Source organism: Gelidibacter pelagius (genome assembly GCF_017581925.1).
Classification (GTDB): Bacteria; Bacteroidota; Bacteroidia; order Flavobacteriales; family Flavobacteriaceae; genus Gelidibacter; species Gelidibacter pelagius.
In genome coordinates, this window is record NZ_JAGEVG010000007.1 from 98,723 (window position 1) to 120,162 (window position 21,440).

Sequence of the window (21,440 nt, forward strand, 5' to 3'; positions counted from 1 at the left end):
TCAATATGATTGAAGTTTATTTAACGATTAACGCTTGCTCGTCCGAAGCGGTTGCGGAAGCGGGGAGGGAAGAGTGAATTTTAAATCTGCGGATATTTGAGGGAAATGATCCTAAGTTCAGGGTTATGATTAGGTAGAAGGTAGAAAATAGCGGGTAGTTTCTGCGAACATCTGCGACCCGAGCGATAGCGAACTGGCGAAGCAAATCTGCGGGAGATGGTTTTGGAATTTTAAAAATTATGACCTTAGAGTTATGAGTGGTGTTGATCAGTTAAAAATGAATCGGAGGCTCTGTAGAACCTGAGACAAACTGTCCAATAGCAAACATGTTATCCTGAGCTTGTAGAAGTAACTTTACAGTAAATAACAATATATGATACATTTTTTCTATTTTTGCGGTTGATGAAATTTACAGCAATACAAATAGCGGAGATTTTAGAAGGCGATATCATCGGTAATCCTGATGTTAGAGTCTCGAAACTTTCAAAGATCGAAGAGGGTACTGAAGGGTCATTGACGTTTTTGGCCAATCCTAAGTATAAGGCGCATATTTATTCAACAAAAGCATCGATAACTATTGTTAACAAAACTTTTGAACCTGAACATGCCATTACAACCACACTTATAAAGGTTGAGGATGCCTACAAATCGTTTTCAAGACTTCTGGAGTATTACAATCAAGGAAAACTTAATAAGTTTGGTATTGAGCAGCCGTCGCACATTTCAAAAACCACTAAATACGGTGAAGATGTGTATATTGGTGCATTCACATATATTGGAGAAAATGTAACCATAGGGAATAATGTAAAGATATTTCCTAATGCTTATATTGGTGATAACGTGACAATTGATGACAACACTGTGTTGTTTGCTGGGGCTAAAGTGTATTCTGATTGCGTTATTGGTAAAAATTGTGTCATTAACTCAGGTGCTATTATTGGAGCCGATGGCTTTGGTTTTTCCCCAAATGAAAAAGGAGAATATGCAAAAGTGCCACAAACCGGTAACGTCATCTTAGAAGATTTTGTTGATATTGGTGCTGCTACAACTATTGATAGAGCAACCCTAGGATCAACAATAATTAGAAAAGGTGTTAAATTGGACAATCAAATCCAAGTGGCCCATAATGTTGAAATAGGAAGGAATACGGTTATTGCGGCACAAACAGGAATTGCTGGATCAACTAAAATAGGTGAAAACTGTATTATTGGTGGTCAAGTTGGCATAGTAGGCCATATTATTATTGGAAATAATGTAAAAATACAAGCGCAGTCGGGCATTGGGAGAAATATTAAGGACGATGAAGTACTCCAAGGTTCACCAGCATTTGCTTATGCAGATTACAATAAGTCTTATGTGTATTTTAAAAACTTGCCTAAGATCATGAAAGATATTAACAAAATAGATAAAATTGATAAGAAAGTAAATGGGAATAGTTAAGACAGACATCAAGCAGAAAACAATCCAAAAGAAAGTTTCTTTAGAAGGTGTTGGATTGCATACAGGTAACGATGTAACACTGACATTTTCACCTGCACCAGTAAATACTGGATATGCATTCAAGCGAATGGACCTTGAAGGTACTCCGGTTATTGAAGCAATCGCAAGTTTTGTTACCAATACACAACGTGGCACTCGATTAGAGAAAAACGGGGTTGTTATTCAGACATCAGAGCATGTCCTGGCGGCTCTTGTAGGAATGGATATTGATAATATTCTGATAGAAATCAACGCATCAGAACCTCCTATCATGGATGGCTCGTCAAAATTCTTTGTAGAGGCACTTGAAGAAGCAGGTGTTGAGGAACAAGATGAGTTCAGAGAAGAATACGTGGTTACCGAAGTGGTCTCTTATATAGACCAAGAATCTGGAAGCGAAATCATTATTATGCCAGCCAATGAATATCAGGTAACCACTATGGTCGATTTTGGCACCAAAATTTTAGGAACACAAAACGCAACCTTAAATACGATTCACGATTTTAAAGATGATATTTCAAATTCAAGGACTTTTAGTTTCTTACATGAAATTGAAATGCTTTTAGAGCATGGACTTATTAAAGGTGGCGATTTAAACAACGCTATTGTTTATGTAGATAAGGAATTATCGCCAGAAACCATGGAAAAGTTGAGAGTAGCTTTCAAAAAAGACGCCATAGCAGTAAAACCAAATGGTATTCTTGATAATTTAACCTTGCACCATCCTAACGAGGCGGCACGTCATAAATTATTGGATGTTATAGGGGATTTGGCACTTATCGGCATCCCTTTAAGAGGAAAAGTCATTGCGAACAAACCTGGACATTTTATAAATACGCAGTTTGCGAGAAAAATGTTCAATATGATCAGGAATGAAAGAAGGAGTAATGTGCCTGTGGTCGACTTGAATCAGGAGCCATTAATGGACATCAATCAGATTATGGATATGTTGCCACATCGACAACCATTTTTATTGATCGATAAGATTTTTGAATTGACAGATACTGGTGTTATCGGTGTGAAAAACGTGACGATGAACGAGCCTTTTTTTGCAGGCCATTTTCCGGGAGCTCCAGTTATGCCAGGTGTTTTGATAGTAGAAGCTATGGCTCAAACAGGCGGGATTCTCGTATTAAGTACCGTTCCAGATCCAGAAAACTACTTAACTTTCTTTATGAAGATTGATAAGGTGAAATTTAAGCAGAAAGTAGTTCCGGGAGATACTCTAATTTTTAAATGCGATTTGATTACCCCTATCAGAAGAGGTATCTGCCATATGCAAGGTTATGCCTATGCCAACGGAAAACTTTGTGCTGAAGCGGAGTTGATGGCACAAATTTCAAAAATTAAATAAGAAAGAACAACCAATTAAGTTACCGATTAAAATCTAAATAATTGATTTGTCAATTAAAAGAATATAAAAATAAAAAAAAGGAAATGAACCAGCCATTAGCATACGTACATCCTGGAGCCAAAATAGCGAAGAATGTTGTGATTGATCCGTTCACCACCATACACAACAATGTGATCATTGGTGAAGGTACTTGGATTGGGAGTAACGTAACCATTATGGAAGGGGCTCGCATTGGAAAAAACTGTAACATCTTTCCAGGAGCGGTGATTTCCGCTGTTCCACAAGATTTAAAATTTAAGGACGAGGACACGATCACTGAAATCGGTAATAATGTTACTATTAGAGAATGTGTCACGATCAATAGAGGGACTACCGATCGAATGAAAACCGTCATCGGCGATAATTGTTTGATCATGGCCTATTGTCACATTGCCCACGATTGCATTATTGGTAATAATTGTATTTTTTCAAATAATAGCACACTTGCAGGACACATTACTGTAGGCGATTATGTGGTATTGGCGGGAATGACCGCAGTGCATCAATTCTGTTCCATAGGTAACCACGCTTTTGTAACTGGTGGATCCTTGGTAAGAAAGGATGTGCCACCTTTTGTAAAAGCGGCCAGAGAGCCATTATCTTACGTAGGTATCAATTCGGTTGGATTAAGGCGAAGAGGGTTTTCGGCAGATAAGATTAGAGAAATACAAAATATTTACCGCATTCTTTACCAGAAGAACTACAATAATACCCAAGCTTCAGAGATTATTGAAGCTGAGATGGAAGCCACTCCAGAGCGTGATGAAATCCTACAGTTCATCAAAAATTCGCATCGAGGCATCATGAAAGGCTATTTTAAATCGAATTAGTTATTAATTATTAAAAGAGGCCCACTTTGGTGGGAAATATTATGGCAACAACATCAGATATAAGGAATGGATTGTGCATCAGGTACAATAATGATATTTATAAAATCACAGAGTTTTTACACGTTAAGCCTGGCAAAGGTCCGGCATTTGTAAGAACGAAAATGAAAAGTGTTACCAATGGTAAAGTCTTGGAGAATACATTTTCAGCAGGACATAAAATTGATGATGTACGGGTAGAAACACATAAATTTCAGTTTCTATACCATGATGGTGAATTTTACCACTTCATGAATCAAGAAGATTATACGCAAATCAGACTCTTGGAAGCAGCTTTGGATAGACCCGACTTAATGAAAGAAGGAGAAATTGTAACTATATTAATCAATACAGAAGACAACATGCCGTTATCCGTAGAAATGCCGGCAAACGTAGTTTTGGAAGTTACCGCTACTGAACCTGGCGTTAAAGGAAATACAGCTACAAACGCTACCAAACCAGCAACGGTTGAAACCGGAGCGGAAGTGAATGTGCCCTTATTTATAAATGAAGGCGATAAAATCCGTATTGAAACTGAAAAAGGAACTTACAAGGAGCGGATTAAAGAGTAGTTTTCAGTCAGCAGTCTACAGTTGGCGGTACGTTTGCGACTTAACCATAAAAAAATAACCGTAAATGAAGTTTCCCAAACCACATACGTTAAAACAAATTGCAGAAATCATCAACACCTCTTATGTAGGAGCTGATGATTTTCCTGTGTTGGGAATGAACGAAATTCACGTGGTGGAACCGGGTGACATCGTGTTTGTAGACCATCCAAAGTACTATGACAAAGCGTTAAAATCTGCTGCAACTATTATATTGATCAATAAGGAAGTAGAATGTCCTGAAGGGAAAGCGCTGCTTATAAGTGATGATCCATTCAGGGATTTTAATAAACTAACCCAGCATTTTAAGCCTTTTAAAAGTGCGAATCAAAGCATTTCAGATTCCGCCAAAATTGGAAAAAACACGATTGTTCAACCTAATTGTTTTATAGGCCATAATGTAATTATCGGTGATGACTGTTTGATCCATCCAAATGTTATAATTTATGATGACACCATTATTGGTAATAATGTCACCATTCATGCGGGTACGGTTTTGGGAGCAAGTGCCTTTTATTATAAAAACCGTCCAGAAGGATTTGATCAATTGATTTCGGGTGGTCGCGTGGTGGTCAAAGACAATGTCGATATTGGCGCTCTGTGTACTATTGATAGAGGAGTTACAGGAGATACCATTATTGGAGAAGGTTCAAAGCTTGATAACCAAATTCAAATCGGTCACGACACCATTATAGGAAAAAAATGTTTGATTGCTTCTCAAGTCGGAATAGCTGGCTGTGTAATAATTGAAGATGAAGTTACTATTTGGGGACAAGTGGGAAGCACAAGTGCAATTACCATTGGAACTAAAGCCGTGGTTCATGCACAAGCAGGAATCAGTAAATCTTTGGAAGGTGGTAAAACCTATTGGGGCAGACCTGCCCAAGAAGCAAAAGCAGAGTTGAAAGACAAGGTCTATATAAAGAGAATTCCAGAAATCATTGAACAGTTAAAAAAGAAATAATGTCTCCAAAACAAATAGTCAAAAGCTTTTACGAATCAGATTTAGCTAATGATAGTACTGTGATTGCTACTTACATTCACAAAGATTGTTTGTTGCATTGGAATAATAGCACAGGATACAAAGTTTTCGATTACGATGGATTAAATCGTTTTTTCAAGAATATTAGGATAGCTTATCACTCCTTAAGACCCCAAATCAGTCACTTACTGCAAGATAAAAATCAAGTTACCATTAGGTATACCATGTTTGTAAGTACCATTGAAGATCCTGATAATGAGATGCCTTTGGCTAATTTTATTAGTATTTGGGAAATAAAGGATGGAAAACTCTATAGAGGTTATGAAATAAGTCAAGTGGCGGACGATAATATTGAAAGTTACAAATCATTTTCAGAAATAAAAGTTTAACAAAGGCTTCATAAATGCTGTTAAAAGGATTACTTTTGCGAAGTCTTAAAAATTAAAAAATAATATAAATGAGCGTTTTAGTAAATAAAGATTCAAAGATAATAGTTCAGGGTTTTACAGGCAGTGAAGGTAGTTTTCATGCTGAACAAATGATAGAATACGGAACTAACGTTGTTGGTGGTGTTACTCCTGGTAAAGGTGGACAAGTCCATTTGGACAGACCTGTTTTCAATACTGTTGAAGACGCAGTTAAAGAAGCTAAAGCAGATACTTCTATTATATTTGTACCGCCTGCCTTTGCAGCCGATGCCATTATGGAAGCTGCTGATGCTGGAATCAAGGTCATTATTTGCATCACGGAAGGAATTCCGGTGGCAGATATGATTAAGGCCGCAAACTATATTAAATCTAAAGACTGTCGCTTAATCGGCCCAAACTGTCCAGGTGTGATTACACCAGGCGAAGCTAAAGTTGGCATCATGCCAGGTTTTGTTTTCAAAAAGGGTAAAGTTGGTATTGTTTCCAAATCAGGAACATTAACTTATGAGGCTGCTGACCAAGTTGTGAAACAAGGTCTTGGAATCACAACCGCTATCGGAATTGGTGGGGATCCAATTATTGGAACCACTACAAAAGAAGCCGTAGAATTATTGATCAATGATCCAGAAACAGAATGTGTTGTGATGATTGGTGAGATTGGAGGACAATTGGAAGCTGATGCAGCGTATTGGTATAAAGAAAGTGGTAGTAAAAAACCTATTATTGGTTTTATTGCTGGAGAAACTGCACCTGCAGGACGTACTATGGGGCACGCTGGTGCAATAGTGGGAGGAAGTGATGATACTGCTCAGGCCAAAAAGAAAATTATGAGAGCTTGCGGAATTCACGTTGTGGATTCTCCAGCCGAAATTGGTAAAAAAGTAGCCGAAGTAATGGCATAATTACTAAATAATATATTATAAAAACCTCGCAATTTTGTGGGGTTTTTTTATTTGAAACAGCATCTTATCCTTATATTTGAATAGAGAATTAGAGAATTATCAACCACAGTCGAGTGCCAAAGTTTAAAAACTATGACATCACTGCTAAAAAATTATACTTATGAAGTTATTGGAAGGAAAAACGGCAATTATTACAGGAGCAAGTAGAGGTATCGGTAAAGGTATCGCACAAGCTTTTGCGGCACATGGTGCCAATGTGGCCTTTACCTATAGTTCATCTGCAGAATCAGCAAAAAAATTAGAAGAAGAATTAAACACCTTGGGTATTAAAGCCAAAGGCTACCAAAGTAACGCGGCCGATTTTAATGAATCCCAAAAATTAGTGGACGATGTTTTGGCTGATTTTGAAACCATTGATATTTTAGTCAATAATGCTGGTATTACGAAAGATAACTTATTGATGCGTATGACCGAGGATGATTTTGATAAAGTCATTGAAGTCAACCTGAAATCTGTATTCAACATGACGAAAGCCGTACAGCGCACTATGCTGAAACAGCGTAAAGGTTCCATCATTAATATGAGTTCTGTTGTTGGTGTTAAAGGAAATGCTGGACAAACTAATTATGCGGCTTCTAAAGCAGGGATTATCGGGTTTTCAAAATCGGTAGCATTGGAGTTGGGATCTCGGAACATTAGAAGCAATGTGGTTGCGCCCGGATTTATAGAAACTGAGATGACTGCCAAATTAGATGAAGAAACTGTCAAGGGATGGCGAGCGGCTATTCCATTGAAACGTGGCGGAACCCCTGAAGATATTGCCAACACTTGTGTGTTTTTAGCGAGCGATTTAAGTGCATATATTACAGGACAGACGATCAATGTAGATGGTGGAATGTTAACTTAGACCAATTCCCACGAAAGTGGGAATCTCATGATTTTAACTATCCATTTAATGCAGACAGAAACCCTTCCTTACATCATATTAGCTGGAATTATAGCGCTTTCATTAGCGCTTTTTCAGTATATATATAAATCAAAAAAACGCACGAGAGTTAATTTTCTATTAGCATTTTTGAGATTTGTAACACTGTTTTCTGTTTTTTTGCTATTGATCAATCCTAAATTTGATAGAACCACCTATTTTAACGAAAAACCAAATTTACTGATTGCAGTCGATAATTCTGAATCGATAAAATATTTGGATCAGGATCAAAAGACGCGAGATTTAGTAGCATTTTTAAAGCAAGATAAATCCTTAAACGAACGATTTGACCTCGAGTTTTATAGTTTTGGGAAGGATATCCACAACTTGGAAGCATTAATCTTTGATGAAAAACAAACCAATCCCACTGTAGTATTTGAGCGTTTTTCACAGGTGTATGGCAATTCGATCGCACCTTTAATTTTGATTACCGATGGTAACCAGACGTATGGGAATGACTATGAATTTGCCGCCCAAAATTATAAGCACGCGATCTTTCCGATTGTTTTAGGAGATACGACGCGCTATATCGACTTGAAGATTGAACAGCTCAACGTCAATAAATATGCGTATTTAAAAAATAAATTTCCTATAGAAATTATTGCAGTTTACAATGGCCTGGAGGAAGTAAGCACCCAATTGACCGTAAGCTCTGGAAACACTTTAGTTTTTTCTGAGACTTTGACATTTAACCAGGAGCAATCCAGCAGACTCGTCAACTTAAGCCTACCAGCTAATAGTCCAGGAGTCCACAGCTATAAGGCCGAGTTAAAACCACTCGTCAATGAGAAAAACACCGTCAATAATATTAAGAATTTTGCTGTAGAGGTCATTGACAGAAAAACCCATGTCGCTATTATCTCTGATATTATGCATCCTGATTTGGGAGCCTTGAAAAAGGCAATCGAAAGTAATGAGCAACGGCAAGCTTCCATTATAAAACCTTCTGAGTTTTTGAAATTATCTGATGATTTTCAGCAAGTCATCATCTATCAGCCCAATCAGAGTTTTAAGTCCGTTTTTGATGAGATTGAGACTTTAAACATCAACACATTTACCATTCTTGGCACCAAAACCAACTGGTTAGAGTTTAATAAGCTTCAACCTTATATGCAACAAACGGTGACCAATCAGTATGAGGATTTTCAACCTTCGTTAAATTCCAATTACAGTGTATTTATTGTGGATGACCTTAACTTCTCGGATTTTCCACCCTTGCAAACGGAGTTTGGTGAAGCAACTTTCTCATTGCCCATTGAGATCGTTTTGTACAAAACCGTAAATGGCATTCAATTGAAAGAACCTTTGTTATTCACTTATGAAGTGAATCAGAAAAGAGCAACGGTGTTAAATGGGGAAGGTATCTGGCGGTGGAGAGCACAAAATTATTTAGATGATAAATCGTTTCATAACTTTGATAATTTTATTGGAAAGATCATTCAGTATTTAGATTCTGGACAAAAGCGCGCGAGATTGAATGTCTCTTACGAATCTTTCTATAATGGCAATGACAATGTGATCCTGACGGCGCAGTTTTTTAACAAGACCTATGAATTTGACAATACCGCAAACCTTGAAATCACAGTAAAAAACATAGATAGCGAACAAGCCCAAACAATTCCATTTATCCTAAAACAATCCAACTATCAAGTGGATTTAAGTGGTTTGGAGGCTGGTGATTATAAATTTACTGTCACATCCCAGAATGAAAACATTTTCCAGTCAGGAGCATTCAAGATTTTGGACTATAATGTGGAACAGCAATTCCTTAATGCGAATGTTTCCAAACTTCAAAACTTGGCTACCCAAAGCCAAGGCAAATCTTATTTTATTGACGATACCAACGCACTTACTGAGCAGTTAATAAAGGATGAAAGGTTTGCTACCATCCAAAAAAGCATTAAAAAAGTTGTACCTTTGCTCGATTGGAAATTTCTACTAGCTTTTATTGTATTAAGCCTTAGTGCAGAGTGGTTTATTAGAAAATACAACGGATTAATTTAACAAAAAACTATTTATTATTTATGGAAAGATTACCTAAAGTTGCAATACCTGCAATTATTGCAGCAATTGTTTTAATTATAATTCTCGCCAAATCAGCAGTGACAGTTCAGTCAGGACAGGCAGGAGTATTGTACAAAACCTTCGGAGGAGGGGTCGTTACTGACGAACCGGCTCTAGGTGAAGGTTTTCATGTTATAGCCCCTTGGAATAACGTATTTATCTACGAAGTAAGACAGCAAGAAATTTTGGATAAAATGAGTGTTCTATCCTCAAATGGATTGGACATTAAATTAGAGGCCTCTGTATGGTTCCAACCGGCGTACGAAAGCCTTGGAAAATTGCACCAAGAAAAAGGTGAAATGTACAAAGAACGTATCCTGCTCCCAGCCATTCGTTCAGCTGCAAGAAGTGTTGTAGGTCGTTATACCCCAGAACAATTATATTCTAGTAAGCGTGATGCCATTCAGCAGGAGATTTTTGAAGAGACCCAAAAATTTGTCAAAGATCAATACATCCAATTGAATGAAGTTTTGGTACGTGATGTGACCTTACCAGCAACTATTAAAGATGCTATTGAACGAAAATTGAGACAAGAGCAAGAGTCATTGGAGTATGAGTTTAGATTGGTAACGGCATCCAAAGAAGCTGAAAAAGTCATTATTGAAGCACAAGGTAAAGCAGATGCTAACCGAATTTTGAGTGCATCCTTAACGGATAAGATCCTTCAGGATAAAGGGATTGAAGCTACGGTAAAACTTTCTGAATCCAATAATAGTAAAGTTATTGTCATTGGTTCAGGAGATTCAGGTCTGCCTATTATTTTAGGAAACCAGTAATAATTTATAGCGATTGAGTATTTTATCAATATTTTTAATAGAACTATTAGGATGGTAAGATATTTTTTCAAATATTTGTAGAACACAAAGAAGAACATGACATTTATTCAATCACATCATCACCATCATCATATTTGCACTCAAGCGAACTGAAGATGTATTGAATAAAATCAACATATTTAAAACCGTTTGAGTAAATCAAGCGGTTTTTTCATTTCTGCCAAAGCAGGAATCTCACCCAAAAAGATTTACTCAGACAAACCTTAAGTTTAATTTAAAAGACCCCTACTTTCGTGGGCACTAAGATGAGTAAATTAAGAATAGCAGTTCAAAAATCGGGACGTTTACATGACGATTCCATGAAAATCCTTAACGACGTTGGGATTTCAATAGACAATGGCAAAGATCAGCTCAAAGCCTCAGCCAAGAATTTTCCTTTGGAAGTATTTTATCTTCGTAACGGTGATATTCCTCAATACCTTCGAGATGGCGTCGTAGATGCGGCCATTATCGGTGAAAATATCCTGGTAGAAAAAGGTTCCGATATCTCCGTCGTGGAAAAATTGGGGTTTTCAACCTGTAAGGTGTCTATAGCCGTGCCAAGATCCTTTAAATATAAAGACGTCAAAGATTTAGATGGAAAGCGAATAGCCACATCATACCCCAATACCGTCCAACAGTTTCTGGATAAAAACAATATCAATGCACAATTGCACATCATCAACGGTTCTGTTGAAATCGCACCAAATATAGGGCTTGCCGATGCCATTGTAGATATCGTTTCAAGTGGGAGCACCTTGTTTAAAAACAATCTCAAAGAAGTTGAAGTATTGTTAAAATCTGAAGCAGTTTTGGCCGCGTCACCATTGATTTCTGCTGAAAATGAAGCAGTGTTAAAACGATTGCAATTTCGATTTCAATCTGTTCTCAAAGGCCGACAATCTAAATATGTGCTTCTAAATGCTCCAAATGATAAGCTTGAAAAAATTATAAGCGTCCTTCCTGGAATGCGAAGTCCCACCGTTTTGCCATTGGCACAAGAGGGGTGGAGTTCCATACATTCCGTAATCAATAAAAATGAGTTTTGGGAAGTCATCGACGAATTAAAGGCCAATGGTGCTGAAGGCATTTTAGTCTGTCCAATTGAAAATATGGTCATTTAAATAATATGATTTCTACCTATTATGAAATCTCAAATAATAAAAAAGAATGCAAATCATAAACAACCCAAATAAAGCCTCTTGGTCAGAACTCATTAAAAGGCCAACGCAATCAATCGACAGTATTGAAGACACGGTTGTCCAGATATTTGAAGATGTCAAAAGAAACGGCAATCTGGCCATCCAAAAATATACAGCGCTTTTTGATGGTATCGATACTGAGGTAACTGAAGTTTCTATAGCCGAAATAGAAACTGCTTCCCAGAATGTATCAAGGGAATTAAAAGAGGCTATTCAAATGGCCAAACAGAATATTGAAACATTTCATAAGTCTCAAAAAACAGATAGGATTGAGGTTGAAACCATGCCAGGTGTCCTTTGTTGGCAAGAAAAACGACCAATTGAAAAAATAGGATTGTATATTCCGGGTGGTACTGCTCCATTATTTTCAACGGTACTGATGCTTGCTGCCCCAGCGCAAATTGCAGGTTGCAAAGAAATGATTCTCTGTTCGCCGCCAAATAAACAAGGCGCTATTGCCAACGAGATTTTATATGCGGCACAATTATGTGGTGTAACCAAGATTTATAAAGTGGGCGGTATCCAAGCGATTGCGGCCATGACCTTTGGTACAGAATCCATTTCACAAGTATATAAAATTTTTGGACCTGGGAATCAATTTGTAACTGTCGCAAAACAATTGGCAACCAAATACGGTGTGGCCATTGATATGCCTGCCGGCCCAAGTGAGCTCTTGGTTTATGCTGATGTCAAGGCAAATGCAGCTTATGTAGCTTCTGACTTGTTGAGCCAAGCGGAGCATGGAGCCGATAGTCAGGTGATATTGGTTTCAAATTCCGAATCGTTTATTGCAAAAGTGGAAATTGAGATCGCGCAGCAAATTGCCGTATTGCCAAGAAAAACCATCGCTCAAAAAGCCATTGCAAATTCGAAGCTGATTTTTATTGAAGATGATCAAGAAGCTTTGGACTTCATAAATGCTTACGGACCGGAACATTTTATTTTATGTGCAAAGAATGAAAATTTATTCATCGATGGCATTAACAATGCAGGATCTGTATTCATTGGTGATTATACTCCAGAAAGCGCGGGAGATTATGCTTCTGGCACCAATCATACCTTGCCAACTAATGGATTCAGCAAAGCTTATTCAGGAGTTAATTTGGACAGCTTTCTGAAAAGTATGACCTTTCAGAAAATTACAAAACAAGGTTTACGAAATATAGGAACGACCATTGAGCTTATGGCTGCGGCCGAAGGATTGCAAGCTCATAAAAACGCCGTATCCATCCGATTAAAAAATATCAGCTCATGACTATTCAAAATCTAATAAGACCCTCCATAAAGGCTTTGAAGCCTTATTCTTCAGCACGCGATGAATTTAAGGGCAATACCGACAACCTCACTTTTCTTGATGCGAATGAAAACCCTTTCGAAAATGGGGTCAATCGCTATCCTGACCCACAACAAGGCAAGCTAAAAGCCTTGATTTCTCAGATAAAGGACGTTCCAACAGAAAATATTCTCTTGGGGAATGGCAGTGATGAAGTGTTGGACTTGCTCATCAGGATGTTCTGTGAGCCCAATAAAGATAATATCATAATTCTTCCGCCAACCTATGGCATGTATGAAGTTTTAGCCAATGTCAATGCGGTTGAAACGATTAAAATCAATCTTTCTGAGGACACATTCCAGCCAAAAAAAGAGACTATTTTATCTAAATCGAACGCGAACAGCAAAATTCTGTTCTTATGTTCGCCCAATAATCCCTCAGGGAATAGCTTTGAAGTATCAACCATAGCCTTTTTATTGAAGAATTTCAAAGGCATCGTGGTTATAGATGAAGCCTATATAGATTTTTCAAAACAAGAAAGTTGGCTTTCAAGATTGAATGAATTTCCAAATCTTGTGGTTACCCAAACCTTATCCAAAGCTTTTGGAATGGCAGGTATCCGTTTGGGAATGTGTTTCGCTTCCGCAGAAATCATAGCCACATTGAACAAGATTAAACCACCCTATAACATAAACGAACTTACACAGGCAAAAGCCATTGAAGGCCTTAGTAAAATGACTCTCATAAATTCGCAAATAGCCTCTCTTTTAGAGCAAAGAGATATTTTAGTTAAAGCATTGGATGAAGTTAGATTTATAGAAAAAGTCTATCCATCTGAAGCTAATTTTGTGATGGTTAAGGTAGATGATGCCAATAAACGTTATCAGCAATTGATTGAAAATGGCATTGTCATTCGCAACAGAACAACACAACCCTTATGTGAAAATTGTTTGCGCCTTTCGGTTGGTACAAAAGAAGAAAACAGGAGACTCGTTGAAAATTTAAAAAAATTATAAAGATTGAATCTGATGAAAAAAGTATTATTTATTGATCGTGATGGCACCATCATCATTGAACCAAAGGATTATCAAATAGACAGTTTTGACAAGCTTTTGTTCTACCCTAAAGTGTTCAAATATTTGGGTAAAATTGCGAAAGAATTGGACTATGAAATCGTAATGGTGACCAACCAAGACGGATTGGGAACGGATTCTTTCCCTGAAGACACGTTTTGGCCAGTACATAATTTTATGTTAGAAACATTTAAATCTGAAGGTATTGAATTTAAGGAACAGTTCATCGATCGAACGTTTGATGAGGATAATGCAGATACACGTAAACCCCGAACTGGCCTGTTGACGCAATATTTTTCTGATGGATATGATTTGGAGAATTCGTTTGTCATAGGGGATCGCTTGACGGATGTTGAATTGGCTAAAAATTTAGGTTCCAAGGCTATATTCATTAATAATCCAACGAGTGACTTTATTGATGCAGATCAGGAAACGTTAAAAGATTACATTGGTTTAGAAACTAAAGACTGGAAGGATATTTATAATTTCTTAAAGGCAGAAGATCGAACCGCCAGTCTTGAGCGTAACACTAATGAAACCAAAATCTCCATCAACTTAAACCTTGACGGGACTGGAATAAGCAATATTGACACTGGAATAGCCTTCTTTGATCACATGTTGGATCAAATAGCACGTCATGGTCAATTGGACTTGGATATTGACGTAAAAGGCGATTTAGAGGTGGATGAACACCATACGATAGAAGATACAGGAATTGCATTGGGAGAAGTGTTTGCCAAAGCCTTAGGTAATAAATTGGGTGTTGAGCGTTACGGATTCTGTTTGCCCATGGACGATTGCTTGGCACAAGTTGCCATCGATTTTGGAGGACGGAATTGGTTGGTTTGGGATGCAGAGTTTAAACGCGAAATGATCGGAAAAATGCCGACGGAAATGTTTTTTCACTTTTTTAAATCGTTTACCGACGGTGCCAGATGTAATTTGAATATCAAAGCTGAAGGCGACAATGAACACCATAAAATTGAAGCCATTTTCAAAGCGTTTGCAAAATCGATAAAAATGGCCATCAAGAGGGATCTGGAAAAAATGATTTTGCCATCAACGAAAGGGCTATTATAAGCCCATCCTAACCTTCCCAGAGGGAATGAACAATTATGCCAGCTTGTATGAGAATTTATCGTAATAAATAATCAATTCGTATGCATTTGTGATTTCGATTACTATTGATAAAAAGCAAAAAAATAGTTTTAAATGAATATTGTAATAATAGACTACGGCGCCGGAAACACCAAAAGTGTTCAGTTTGCATGTAATCGCTTGGGGTATGATCCTATTTTGACCAATAGCTCAGAACTTATAAAGGCAGCTGATAAAGTGATTTTCCCTGGCGTAGGTCATGCAAGTAATGCCATGAAAATGCTTCAGGAATCTGGATTGGATGTATTGATTCCAACGTTGAAACAACCGGTATTGGGTATATGTTTAGGAATGCAATTACTGTGTAATGCCACCGAGGAAGGTGCGACCAAGGGCTTAGGTGTTTTTGATGTTCAGGTGATACGTTTTTCAGATAAAGTAAAAGTCCCACAAATGGGTTGGAATACGATTTCCAATTTGAAAACAAATTTATTTATGGGCCTTAAAAACAATGCCTATATGTATCTTGTGCACAGTTATTACGCAGAGTTGTGTGACAATACTATAGCGCAGACGAATTATGGTGTGACCTATAGTTCTGCATTAAAGAAAAATAATTTTTACGGCGTTCAATTTCATCCCGAAAAAAGCAGTTTGGAGGGGGAAGATGTTTTGAGGAATTTCCTCAATTTATGAAATCAAAAATCAAAAATCGTAAATCAAAAATCGTAAATCATAAATCAAGATGAGGATTATTCCAGCAATAGATATTATAGATGGCAAATGTGTCCGTTTGACCAAAGGAGATTATAATACGAAGAAAATATATAACGAAAATCCATTGGAAGTTGCCAAGCAATTTGAGGCTTCAGGGATTGAGTATTTGCATCTGGTCGATTTGGACGGTGCCAAGGCAAAACATATCGTTAATTATAAAGTATTGGAGCAAATTGCTTCAAAAACGAATTTGAAGATTGATTTTGGCGGCGGACTCAAATCTGACGAAGATCTTCATATTGCCTTTAATTCTGGTGCTAAACAAATTACTGGTGGCAGTATTGCGGTGAATGATCATGAAACTTTTGAATCGTGGTTGGAAAAGTATGGCTCTACAAAAATTATTTTGGGCGCTGATTGTAATGATGGGAAGATTGCCATAAGTGGCTGGCAGGAGCAAAGCAGCCTGGAAGTGATTCCGTTCATAAAAAACTACCAAAGACAAAAAGTGCAATATGTCATCTGTACTGATATTGCGAAGGATGGCATGTTGGAAGGACCGTCATTTGACTTATACCGCGAGATCATTGAAGAATGCTCAAACAGTAGTACAGATCAATCTATAAAATTGATTGCTTCTGGCGGGATTTCACATATTGATGAATTGCCAAAACTGAGAGATTTAGGATGTGAAGGCGTCATCATTGGAAAAGCCATTTATGAGAACAGAATCAGTTTACAGGAATTGGAGCAATTCTATTAGTGAAACCCTATTTTGAAGAAATTGCGAAGCAGTTTTTTCAAAACAGATGGTTGAACTAATCCCGCTCCCGATAATTATCGGTATGGCGGGAACTCAAGAAGATACATATTTGTCATTTAGCTACAACCAAGTCTTTGTTCTTTCCCGATATCTATCGGGACTATAAGCGCAGCGGTCTTGATTTTATATCAGACAACTATGATTCAGTATATTAATTAAACCCATTTAAATCCTGCTTCCGCAGAAAATATTATGCTTGCAAAACGAATAATTCCTTGTTTGGATATTAAAAATGGACGTACCGTCAAAGGTGTAAATTTCATCAACCTCATTGATGCAGGAGATCCCGTTGTATTGGCAAAGCAATATGCCGAAAAAGGAGCGGATGAGCTGGTGTTTCTTGATATTTCAGCAACCTTGGAGGGACGGAAAACCACATTGGAAATGGTTCTAAAAGTAGCTGAACAAGTCAATATTCCGTTTACTGTAGGTGGCGGAATTTCATCTGTTGAAGACGTCGATTTACTGTTAAAATCGGGAGCTGATAAAGTCTCGATCAATTCATCCGCAATAAAACGTCCAGAACTGATTAATGAACTCTCTGATAAGTTTGGGAGTCAGTGCGTGGTTGTCGCCATTGACGCCAAGCAAATTGATGGTCAATGGAAAGTACATCTGGCAGGAGGAAGCATCCCTACAGAATTGGATCTTTTTGAATGGGCAAAAGAAGTTGAGACACGTGGAGCCGGTGAGATATTATTCACCTCTATGGATCATGATGGTACAAAAGATGGGTTTGCCAACGAGGCTCTGTTGCAGTTATCAACAACATTAAACATTCCAATTATTGCCTCTGGAGGTGCTGGAACGATTCAACATTTTGTGGACACCTTTCAAAAAGGAAAATCGGATGCCGCGCTTGCAGCCAGCGTATTTCATTTTGGTAAAATCGAGATTAAAGATTTGAAAGAAGCACTAAAGAAAAATAACATAGAAGTAAGAATTTAAAAAATGACCACAAATCGTGCTTCCGACAGAAAGATGGGGTAATGTGTTTCTTAGCAAGATCCACTCAAAAGTTATAATTGTGGCAAAAACAATACAATAATGAACTTGAAATTTAATTCAGAAGGCTTAATTCCTGCCGTTATACAAGATGCTATCACCAAAAACGTCTTGATGTTAGGGTATATGAATGAAGAAGCCTTTAAGGAAACCCAAGAGACCAAAAAAGTAACGTTTTATAGCAGAAGCAAACAACGCTTATGGACCAAAGGTGAAGAAAGCGGTAATTTCCTGAATTTAGTAGATATTAAAGTAGACTGTGACAATGATACGCTATTGATTCAGGCGCATCCAGTAGGTCCAACATGCCATAAAGGATCGGATACCTGTTGGGGCGAGGAAAATTCATCCAACTTCGGCTTTATTTCTAAATTGGAACAGACGATTCTGGAGCGTCGTACCAACTCCAAACCAGAGGACTCCTATGTAGCCTCGCTTTTCGCAAAAGGCATCAACAAGCTGGCTCAAAAAGTAGGCGAGGAGGCGGTTGAAGTGGTCATTGAAGCCAAAGATGATAACGATGAGCTGTTTTTAAATGAAAGTGCCGATTTATTGTTTCATTATTTGATGTTGCTCCAGGCCAAAGGATTTAAGTTGGAGGATATTGAAATGATTCTTAAAAATCGGGAGAAAAAATAATCTTCTACCTTGAATCGCATCTTATTTTTCCGTGAAAGTTGAGTGATATAAAAGAACCAATTGGCATAAAGAAAATAAGAGATGTTTTCCAACTAATTCTTAAAATGGACTAATTGTCAATAACTTTGAGACATGGATCAAAACTATTTTTATCTAATAACTATTCAATATTTAGGCTTTCGTTATCATGGATGGCAAAAACAGCCCAATCTAAAAACGGTGCATCTCGTAATAGATAAAACTTTGAATTATGTTTTTGACGGCAATAGAAAATTTAAAAGCTTAGCCGTAGGTAGAACAGATGCTATGGTCTCTGCCAATGAGACGGCGTTTGAATTGTTTATGGAAGATCCTATTTCAGATTTTGATGCGTTTCTTGAACAATTCAATTATTATTTGCCACAAGATGTCAGGGCTTTATCGATGAAAGAAGTCGACAGAAACTTTAATGTCATTCAAAACGCAAAACTTAAAGAATATGTTTATCTGTTTGCACACGGACAAAAATCACATCCGTTTTGTGCCTCAATAATGACCACTTTTAGAGATGTCTTGGATATTGAACTGATGAAGAAAGGTGCCAAGCTCTATGAAGGCACACATAATTTCAGGGCATTCTGCTCACGGGTCTCAGAAAACGGGCTCTATAACAGAACAGTGATGTCATGTGGTTTAATTGAGAATAATATGTTTGCGGCCAGTTTTTTCCCTGAAGAATCCTATCTCTTCAAAGTTAAGGGCGAAGGTTTTGGGTATAATCAAATTAGAGGCATGATGGGCACCCTTGTCAAACTTGGCAAAAACGAATTAACATTAGACGATATTGCAAAAAGCCTACTGCCAGATAGTACAGAGGTTATGGAGTATATTGCGCCAGCTTCCGGATTGATCCTGAATTCTGTTGAATTTGATTAATGCAATTGCAATAGCAGTTCTTTGCAGCCTATATCATATACCGACGTATCCGATTTGGTGATTAATCATAGAATTCAAGTTAGCATCTCCTAAAATTCTTTGAAATAAAAATTGGCACGGCAATATTTTATTTTAACCATGTTCTTACAATCGCACGTTTTGAAAACCAAACGAGAAAAACAGCGATGACTATACTTGTTAAGGGCAGAAATATATCTCTTGGATTAATTTCTGTTAACACATAAAACTGTCGGATCCCAACGGCGACAAAAGAAATTATAAATAGGGTATAGGCCCATCGTTTACGGAGGAGCCAGAAAATTGCAGCAAACAATCCAGCAAAAACAGCAATTGCAAATACGGAAACATACCATATTGGAAGATCGTCGTACAAATTGTGTTGTGCTTGTGAAAGTTGTGTGCGTTGTTCTGTGGTCAAAAATGCCTGCATAATATAGCTATAAACGCCAAAGGCATTCCAAAGCAAGGCAATAATACCCACAACCCAAAAGTAAACAGGTGGATTTTTTGAAGAAGTAAAATTCATAAATTGTTGGTTTTGATATTTAAAGACACAACAATTTATGAATTTTTTATTTATAAACAGTAATGTAAAGTGACTTTGGCAGAAAGATTTAGTTGTCCTCTACCACATGAAGTACAGGCGTCTTATTGACCCATTTCCCATTCTTTGATTCGCCCAAGATGTATACTTCTTTTGATTGTTCATATTCTTTAATCGTACGAAGCATGTGTTCTTTAGTATCTCTATGGATCTTGATTCCCGTAGCTTTACCTTTATTTCTTATTTCTATATAGAAGCCGTCTCTAAATTTGATCGGTCTTGTAGGTGGTCTTCCCATTTATTTAAAATATTTGAAGGATTTAACTCGCATATTAAACAAAATAATGCCAAAAAGCAAACCCTTAATTAAACTTTTCAAAAATAGATTGCTTTTACTTGATATACCCCATTACTTGATAGTAATTTTATATTCTTTAATTGAGCCATACTATACGAAAAAGTTTTTTACTTTTAAAGCATTGAAGTTGACAAGAAGCCCAGAATGAAACCTAAAAAGAAAAGAAAATCCTATAAAACAGTCAACCGTTCTCCTGGTACGGTTTATTATAAAGGTAAAAAGCAATCTACAGTTACTGATGTTGAAATTATCAATTACACCAAGGAGGACTATCATAAAATTGAAACCCAAAACGTAGAAGAGGCATTTCATTTTAAAGGTAATAACCAAGTCACTTGGATTAATGTCAATGGATTGAACAATACCATAGAAATTGAAAAATTGGGCATTCATTATGGCTTGCATCCTTTGACTTTAGAGGATATTGTGAATACTACCCACAGACCAAAACTGGATGAATTTGATAATTATTTATTCGTTATTTTAAAAATGCTTTACTTTAAGAATGAAACTGAACTGGTCTATGAACAGGTCAGTATGGTTGTAGGGGAGGATTATGTGTTGACTTTTCAAGAAGCAGATGGTGATGTTTTTGATGATTTAAGAGAACGAATTTCTTCTGGAAAAGGTCGTGTGCGCAGTTTGGGTTCTGATTATTTAATGTACGCCATTATTGATGCCGTAGTTGATCATTATTTAACTGTAATTGAGGTTTTTGGAGATAAAATAGAAGATATTGAAGACCGAGTTTTTGAAGCTGATTCTGATAGTAATGAAACCGCTACCACCATTCAAGGTCTAAAGCGTGAGATCCTGAAAATCAGAAGATCAGTGCTTCCAGTGCGAGAGGTCATAAATCGACTCGATAAAATTGAGAACCCCATAATTGAAGAAAAAACCCATAACTATTTAAGAGATTTATATGATCATATCGTTCAGGTCAATGAAAGTATTGAGGTCTATCGGGAAATGGTCTGGAGTTTATTGGATATGTATATGACCATCATCAGCAATAAGATGAATGAAGTCATGAAAGTACTGACCATTATTGCGACTATTTTCATTCCGTTGACTTTTATTGCAGGAATTTATGGGATGAATTTTGATAACATGCCAGAACTGCATTATAAATACAGTTATTTCATACTTATAGGCGTCATGATTTTTATATTTTTGATGATGTTAATTTATTTTAGAAAAAAGAAATGGCTTTAGAGTATTGTAATTAACAAATCTTAAATCACGATGAC

22 protein-coding genes are annotated in these 21,440 nt (G+C 37.1%); 20 read left to right on the plus strand and 2 right to left on the minus strand.

Annotation, left to right across the window (positions count from 1 at the left end; translation table 11 throughout):
- Window positions 1-402: 402 nt before the first annotated feature.
- The 19 genes from lpxD (at window position 403) to J4051_RS07560 (ending at window position 19,267) form a co-directional block, all read left to right on the plus strand.
- Complete coding sequence (gene lpxD / locus J4051_RS07470; protein WP_208233244.1) at window positions 403-1,440, plus strand: UDP-3-O-(3-hydroxymyristoyl)glucosamine N-acyltransferase; 1,038 nt, start codon at window positions 403-405, stop codon at window positions 1,438-1,440.
- Window positions 1,427-2,833, plus strand: a complete 1,407-nt coding sequence (locus tag J4051_RS07475) for a bifunctional UDP-3-O-[3-hydroxymyristoyl] N-acetylglucosamine deacetylase/3-hydroxyacyl-ACP dehydratase (RefSeq protein ID WP_208233245.1) — start codon at window positions 1,427-1,429, stop codon at window positions 2,831-2,833. Before lpxD ends, J4051_RS07475 begins: the two co-directional genes overlap by 14 nt.
- 83 nt (window positions 2,834-2,916) lie before the next feature.
- The gene (lpxA, locus tag J4051_RS07480; protein WP_208233246.1) at window positions 2,917-3,702 is read left to right on the plus strand and encodes an acyl-ACP--UDP-N-acetylglucosamine O-acyltransferase; all 786 of its coding nucleotides are present in this window, start codon (window positions 2,917-2,919) and stop codon (window positions 3,700-3,702) included.
- A 41-nt stretch (window positions 3,703-3,743) separates the two neighbouring features.
- Window positions 3,744-4,310, plus strand: a complete 567-nt coding sequence (gene efp / locus J4051_RS07485) for an elongation factor P (RefSeq protein WP_208233247.1) — start codon at window positions 3,744-3,746, stop codon at window positions 4,308-4,310.
- Between the two features lie 64 nt (window positions 4,311-4,374).
- A complete protein-coding gene (locus tag J4051_RS07490) occupies window positions 4,375-5,310 on the plus strand; it encodes a UDP-3-O-(3-hydroxymyristoyl)glucosamine N-acyltransferase (protein WP_208233248.1) in 936 nt (311 codons plus the stop codon).
- Window positions 5,310-5,717 carry a nuclear transport factor 2 family protein gene (locus J4051_RS07495; RefSeq protein ID WP_208233249.1) on the plus strand — a complete coding sequence of 136 codons (408 nt, stop codon included), beginning with the start codon at window positions 5,310-5,312 and terminating at the stop codon, window positions 5,715-5,717. The genes J4051_RS07490 and J4051_RS07495 overlap by 1 nt, the downstream gene beginning before the upstream one ends.
- Before the next feature lie 68 nt (window positions 5,718-5,785).
- Window positions 5,786-6,658, plus strand: coding sequence for a succinate--CoA ligase subunit alpha (gene sucD / locus J4051_RS07500; protein ID WP_208233250.1), 873 nt, complete (start codon window positions 5,786-5,788; stop codon window positions 6,656-6,658).
- 160 nt (window positions 6,659-6,818) lie between these two features.
- Complete coding sequence (gene fabG, locus J4051_RS07505) at window positions 6,819-7,565, plus strand: 3-oxoacyl-[acyl-carrier-protein] reductase (protein WP_208233251.1); 747 nt, start codon at window positions 6,819-6,821, stop codon at window positions 7,563-7,565.
- A 48-nt stretch (window positions 7,566-7,613) separates the two neighbouring features.
- Window positions 7,614-9,647 carry a VWA domain-containing protein gene (locus J4051_RS07510; RefSeq protein WP_208233252.1) on the plus strand — a complete coding sequence of 678 codons (2,034 nt, stop codon included), beginning with the start codon at window positions 7,614-7,616 and terminating at the stop codon, window positions 9,645-9,647.
- Between the two features lie 20 nt (window positions 9,648-9,667).
- Window positions 9,668-10,483: a prohibitin family protein gene (locus tag J4051_RS07515; protein WP_208233253.1), complete on the plus strand. Its 816-nt coding sequence runs from the start codon at window positions 9,668-9,670 to the stop codon at window positions 10,481-10,483.
- A 305-nt stretch (window positions 10,484-10,788) separates the two neighbouring features.
- Window positions 10,789-11,646 carry an ATP phosphoribosyltransferase gene (gene hisG, locus J4051_RS07520; RefSeq protein WP_208233254.1) on the plus strand — a complete coding sequence of 286 codons (858 nt, stop codon included), beginning with the start codon at window positions 10,789-10,791 and terminating at the stop codon, window positions 11,644-11,646.
- Between the two features lie 46 nt (window positions 11,647-11,692).
- The gene (hisD, locus tag J4051_RS07525) at window positions 11,693-12,979 is read left to right on the plus strand and encodes a histidinol dehydrogenase (RefSeq protein ID WP_208233255.1); all 1,287 of its coding nucleotides are present in this window, start codon (window positions 11,693-11,695) and stop codon (window positions 12,977-12,979) included.
- A complete protein-coding gene (gene hisC / locus J4051_RS07530) occupies window positions 12,976-14,013 on the plus strand; it encodes a histidinol-phosphate transaminase (RefSeq protein WP_208233256.1) in 1,038 nt (345 codons plus the stop codon). Before hisD ends, hisC begins: the two co-directional genes overlap by 4 nt.
- A gap of 12 nt (window positions 14,014-14,025) precedes the next feature.
- Window positions 14,026-15,150 (plus strand): bifunctional histidinol-phosphatase/imidazoleglycerol-phosphate dehydratase HisB, encoded by a 1,125-nt coding sequence (gene hisB, locus J4051_RS07535; RefSeq protein ID WP_208233257.1) that lies wholly within the window; start codon window positions 14,026-14,028, stop codon window positions 15,148-15,150.
- A 132-nt stretch (window positions 15,151-15,282) separates the two neighbouring features.
- Window positions 15,283-15,864 carry an imidazole glycerol phosphate synthase subunit HisH gene (gene hisH, locus J4051_RS07540; protein ID WP_208233258.1) on the plus strand — a complete coding sequence of 194 codons (582 nt, stop codon included), beginning with the start codon at window positions 15,283-15,285 and terminating at the stop codon, window positions 15,862-15,864.
- A 49-nt stretch (window positions 15,865-15,913) separates the two neighbouring features.
- The gene (hisA, locus tag J4051_RS07545; RefSeq protein ID WP_208233259.1) at window positions 15,914-16,648 is read left to right on the plus strand and encodes a 1-(5-phosphoribosyl)-5-[(5-phosphoribosylamino)methylideneamino]imidazole-4-carboxamide isomerase; all 735 of its coding nucleotides are present in this window, start codon (window positions 15,914-15,916) and stop codon (window positions 16,646-16,648) included.
- Between the two features lie 252 nt (window positions 16,649-16,900).
- Window positions 16,901-17,656: an imidazole glycerol phosphate synthase subunit HisF gene (gene hisF, locus J4051_RS07550; RefSeq protein ID WP_208233260.1), complete on the plus strand. Its 756-nt coding sequence runs from the start codon at window positions 16,901-16,903 to the stop codon at window positions 17,654-17,656.
- Window positions 17,657-17,752: 96 nt separating this feature from the next.
- The gene (hisIE, locus tag J4051_RS07555) at window positions 17,753-18,352 is read left to right on the plus strand and encodes a bifunctional phosphoribosyl-AMP cyclohydrolase/phosphoribosyl-ATP diphosphatase HisIE (RefSeq protein ID WP_317192704.1); all 600 of its coding nucleotides are present in this window, start codon (window positions 17,753-17,755) and stop codon (window positions 18,350-18,352) included.
- 132 nt (window positions 18,353-18,484) lie between these two features.
- Window positions 18,485-19,267 (plus strand): tRNA pseudouridine synthase A, encoded by a 783-nt coding sequence (locus J4051_RS07560; RefSeq protein WP_208233262.1) that lies wholly within the window; start codon window positions 18,485-18,487, stop codon window positions 19,265-19,267.
- Between the two features lie 127 nt (window positions 19,268-19,394).
- On the opposite strand, the gene J4051_RS07565 is transcribed toward J4051_RS07560, so the two are convergent.
- Complete coding sequence (locus J4051_RS07565; protein ID WP_208233263.1) at window positions 19,395-19,814, minus strand: hypothetical protein; 420 nt, start codon at window positions 19,812-19,814, stop codon at window positions 19,395-19,397.
- A gap of 88 nt (window positions 19,815-19,902) precedes the next feature.
- Window positions 19,903-20,130, minus strand: a complete 228-nt coding sequence (locus tag J4051_RS07570; protein ID WP_208233264.1) for a hypothetical protein — start codon at window positions 20,128-20,130, stop codon at window positions 19,903-19,905.
- 204 nt (window positions 20,131-20,334) lie between these two features.
- On the opposite strand from J4051_RS07570, the gene corA reads away from it, so the two are divergent.
- Complete coding sequence (gene corA, locus J4051_RS07575; RefSeq protein ID WP_208233265.1) at window positions 20,335-21,405, plus strand: magnesium/cobalt transporter CorA; 1,071 nt, start codon at window positions 20,335-20,337, stop codon at window positions 21,403-21,405.
- The last annotated feature ends 35 nt before the right edge of the window (window positions 21,406-21,440 follow it).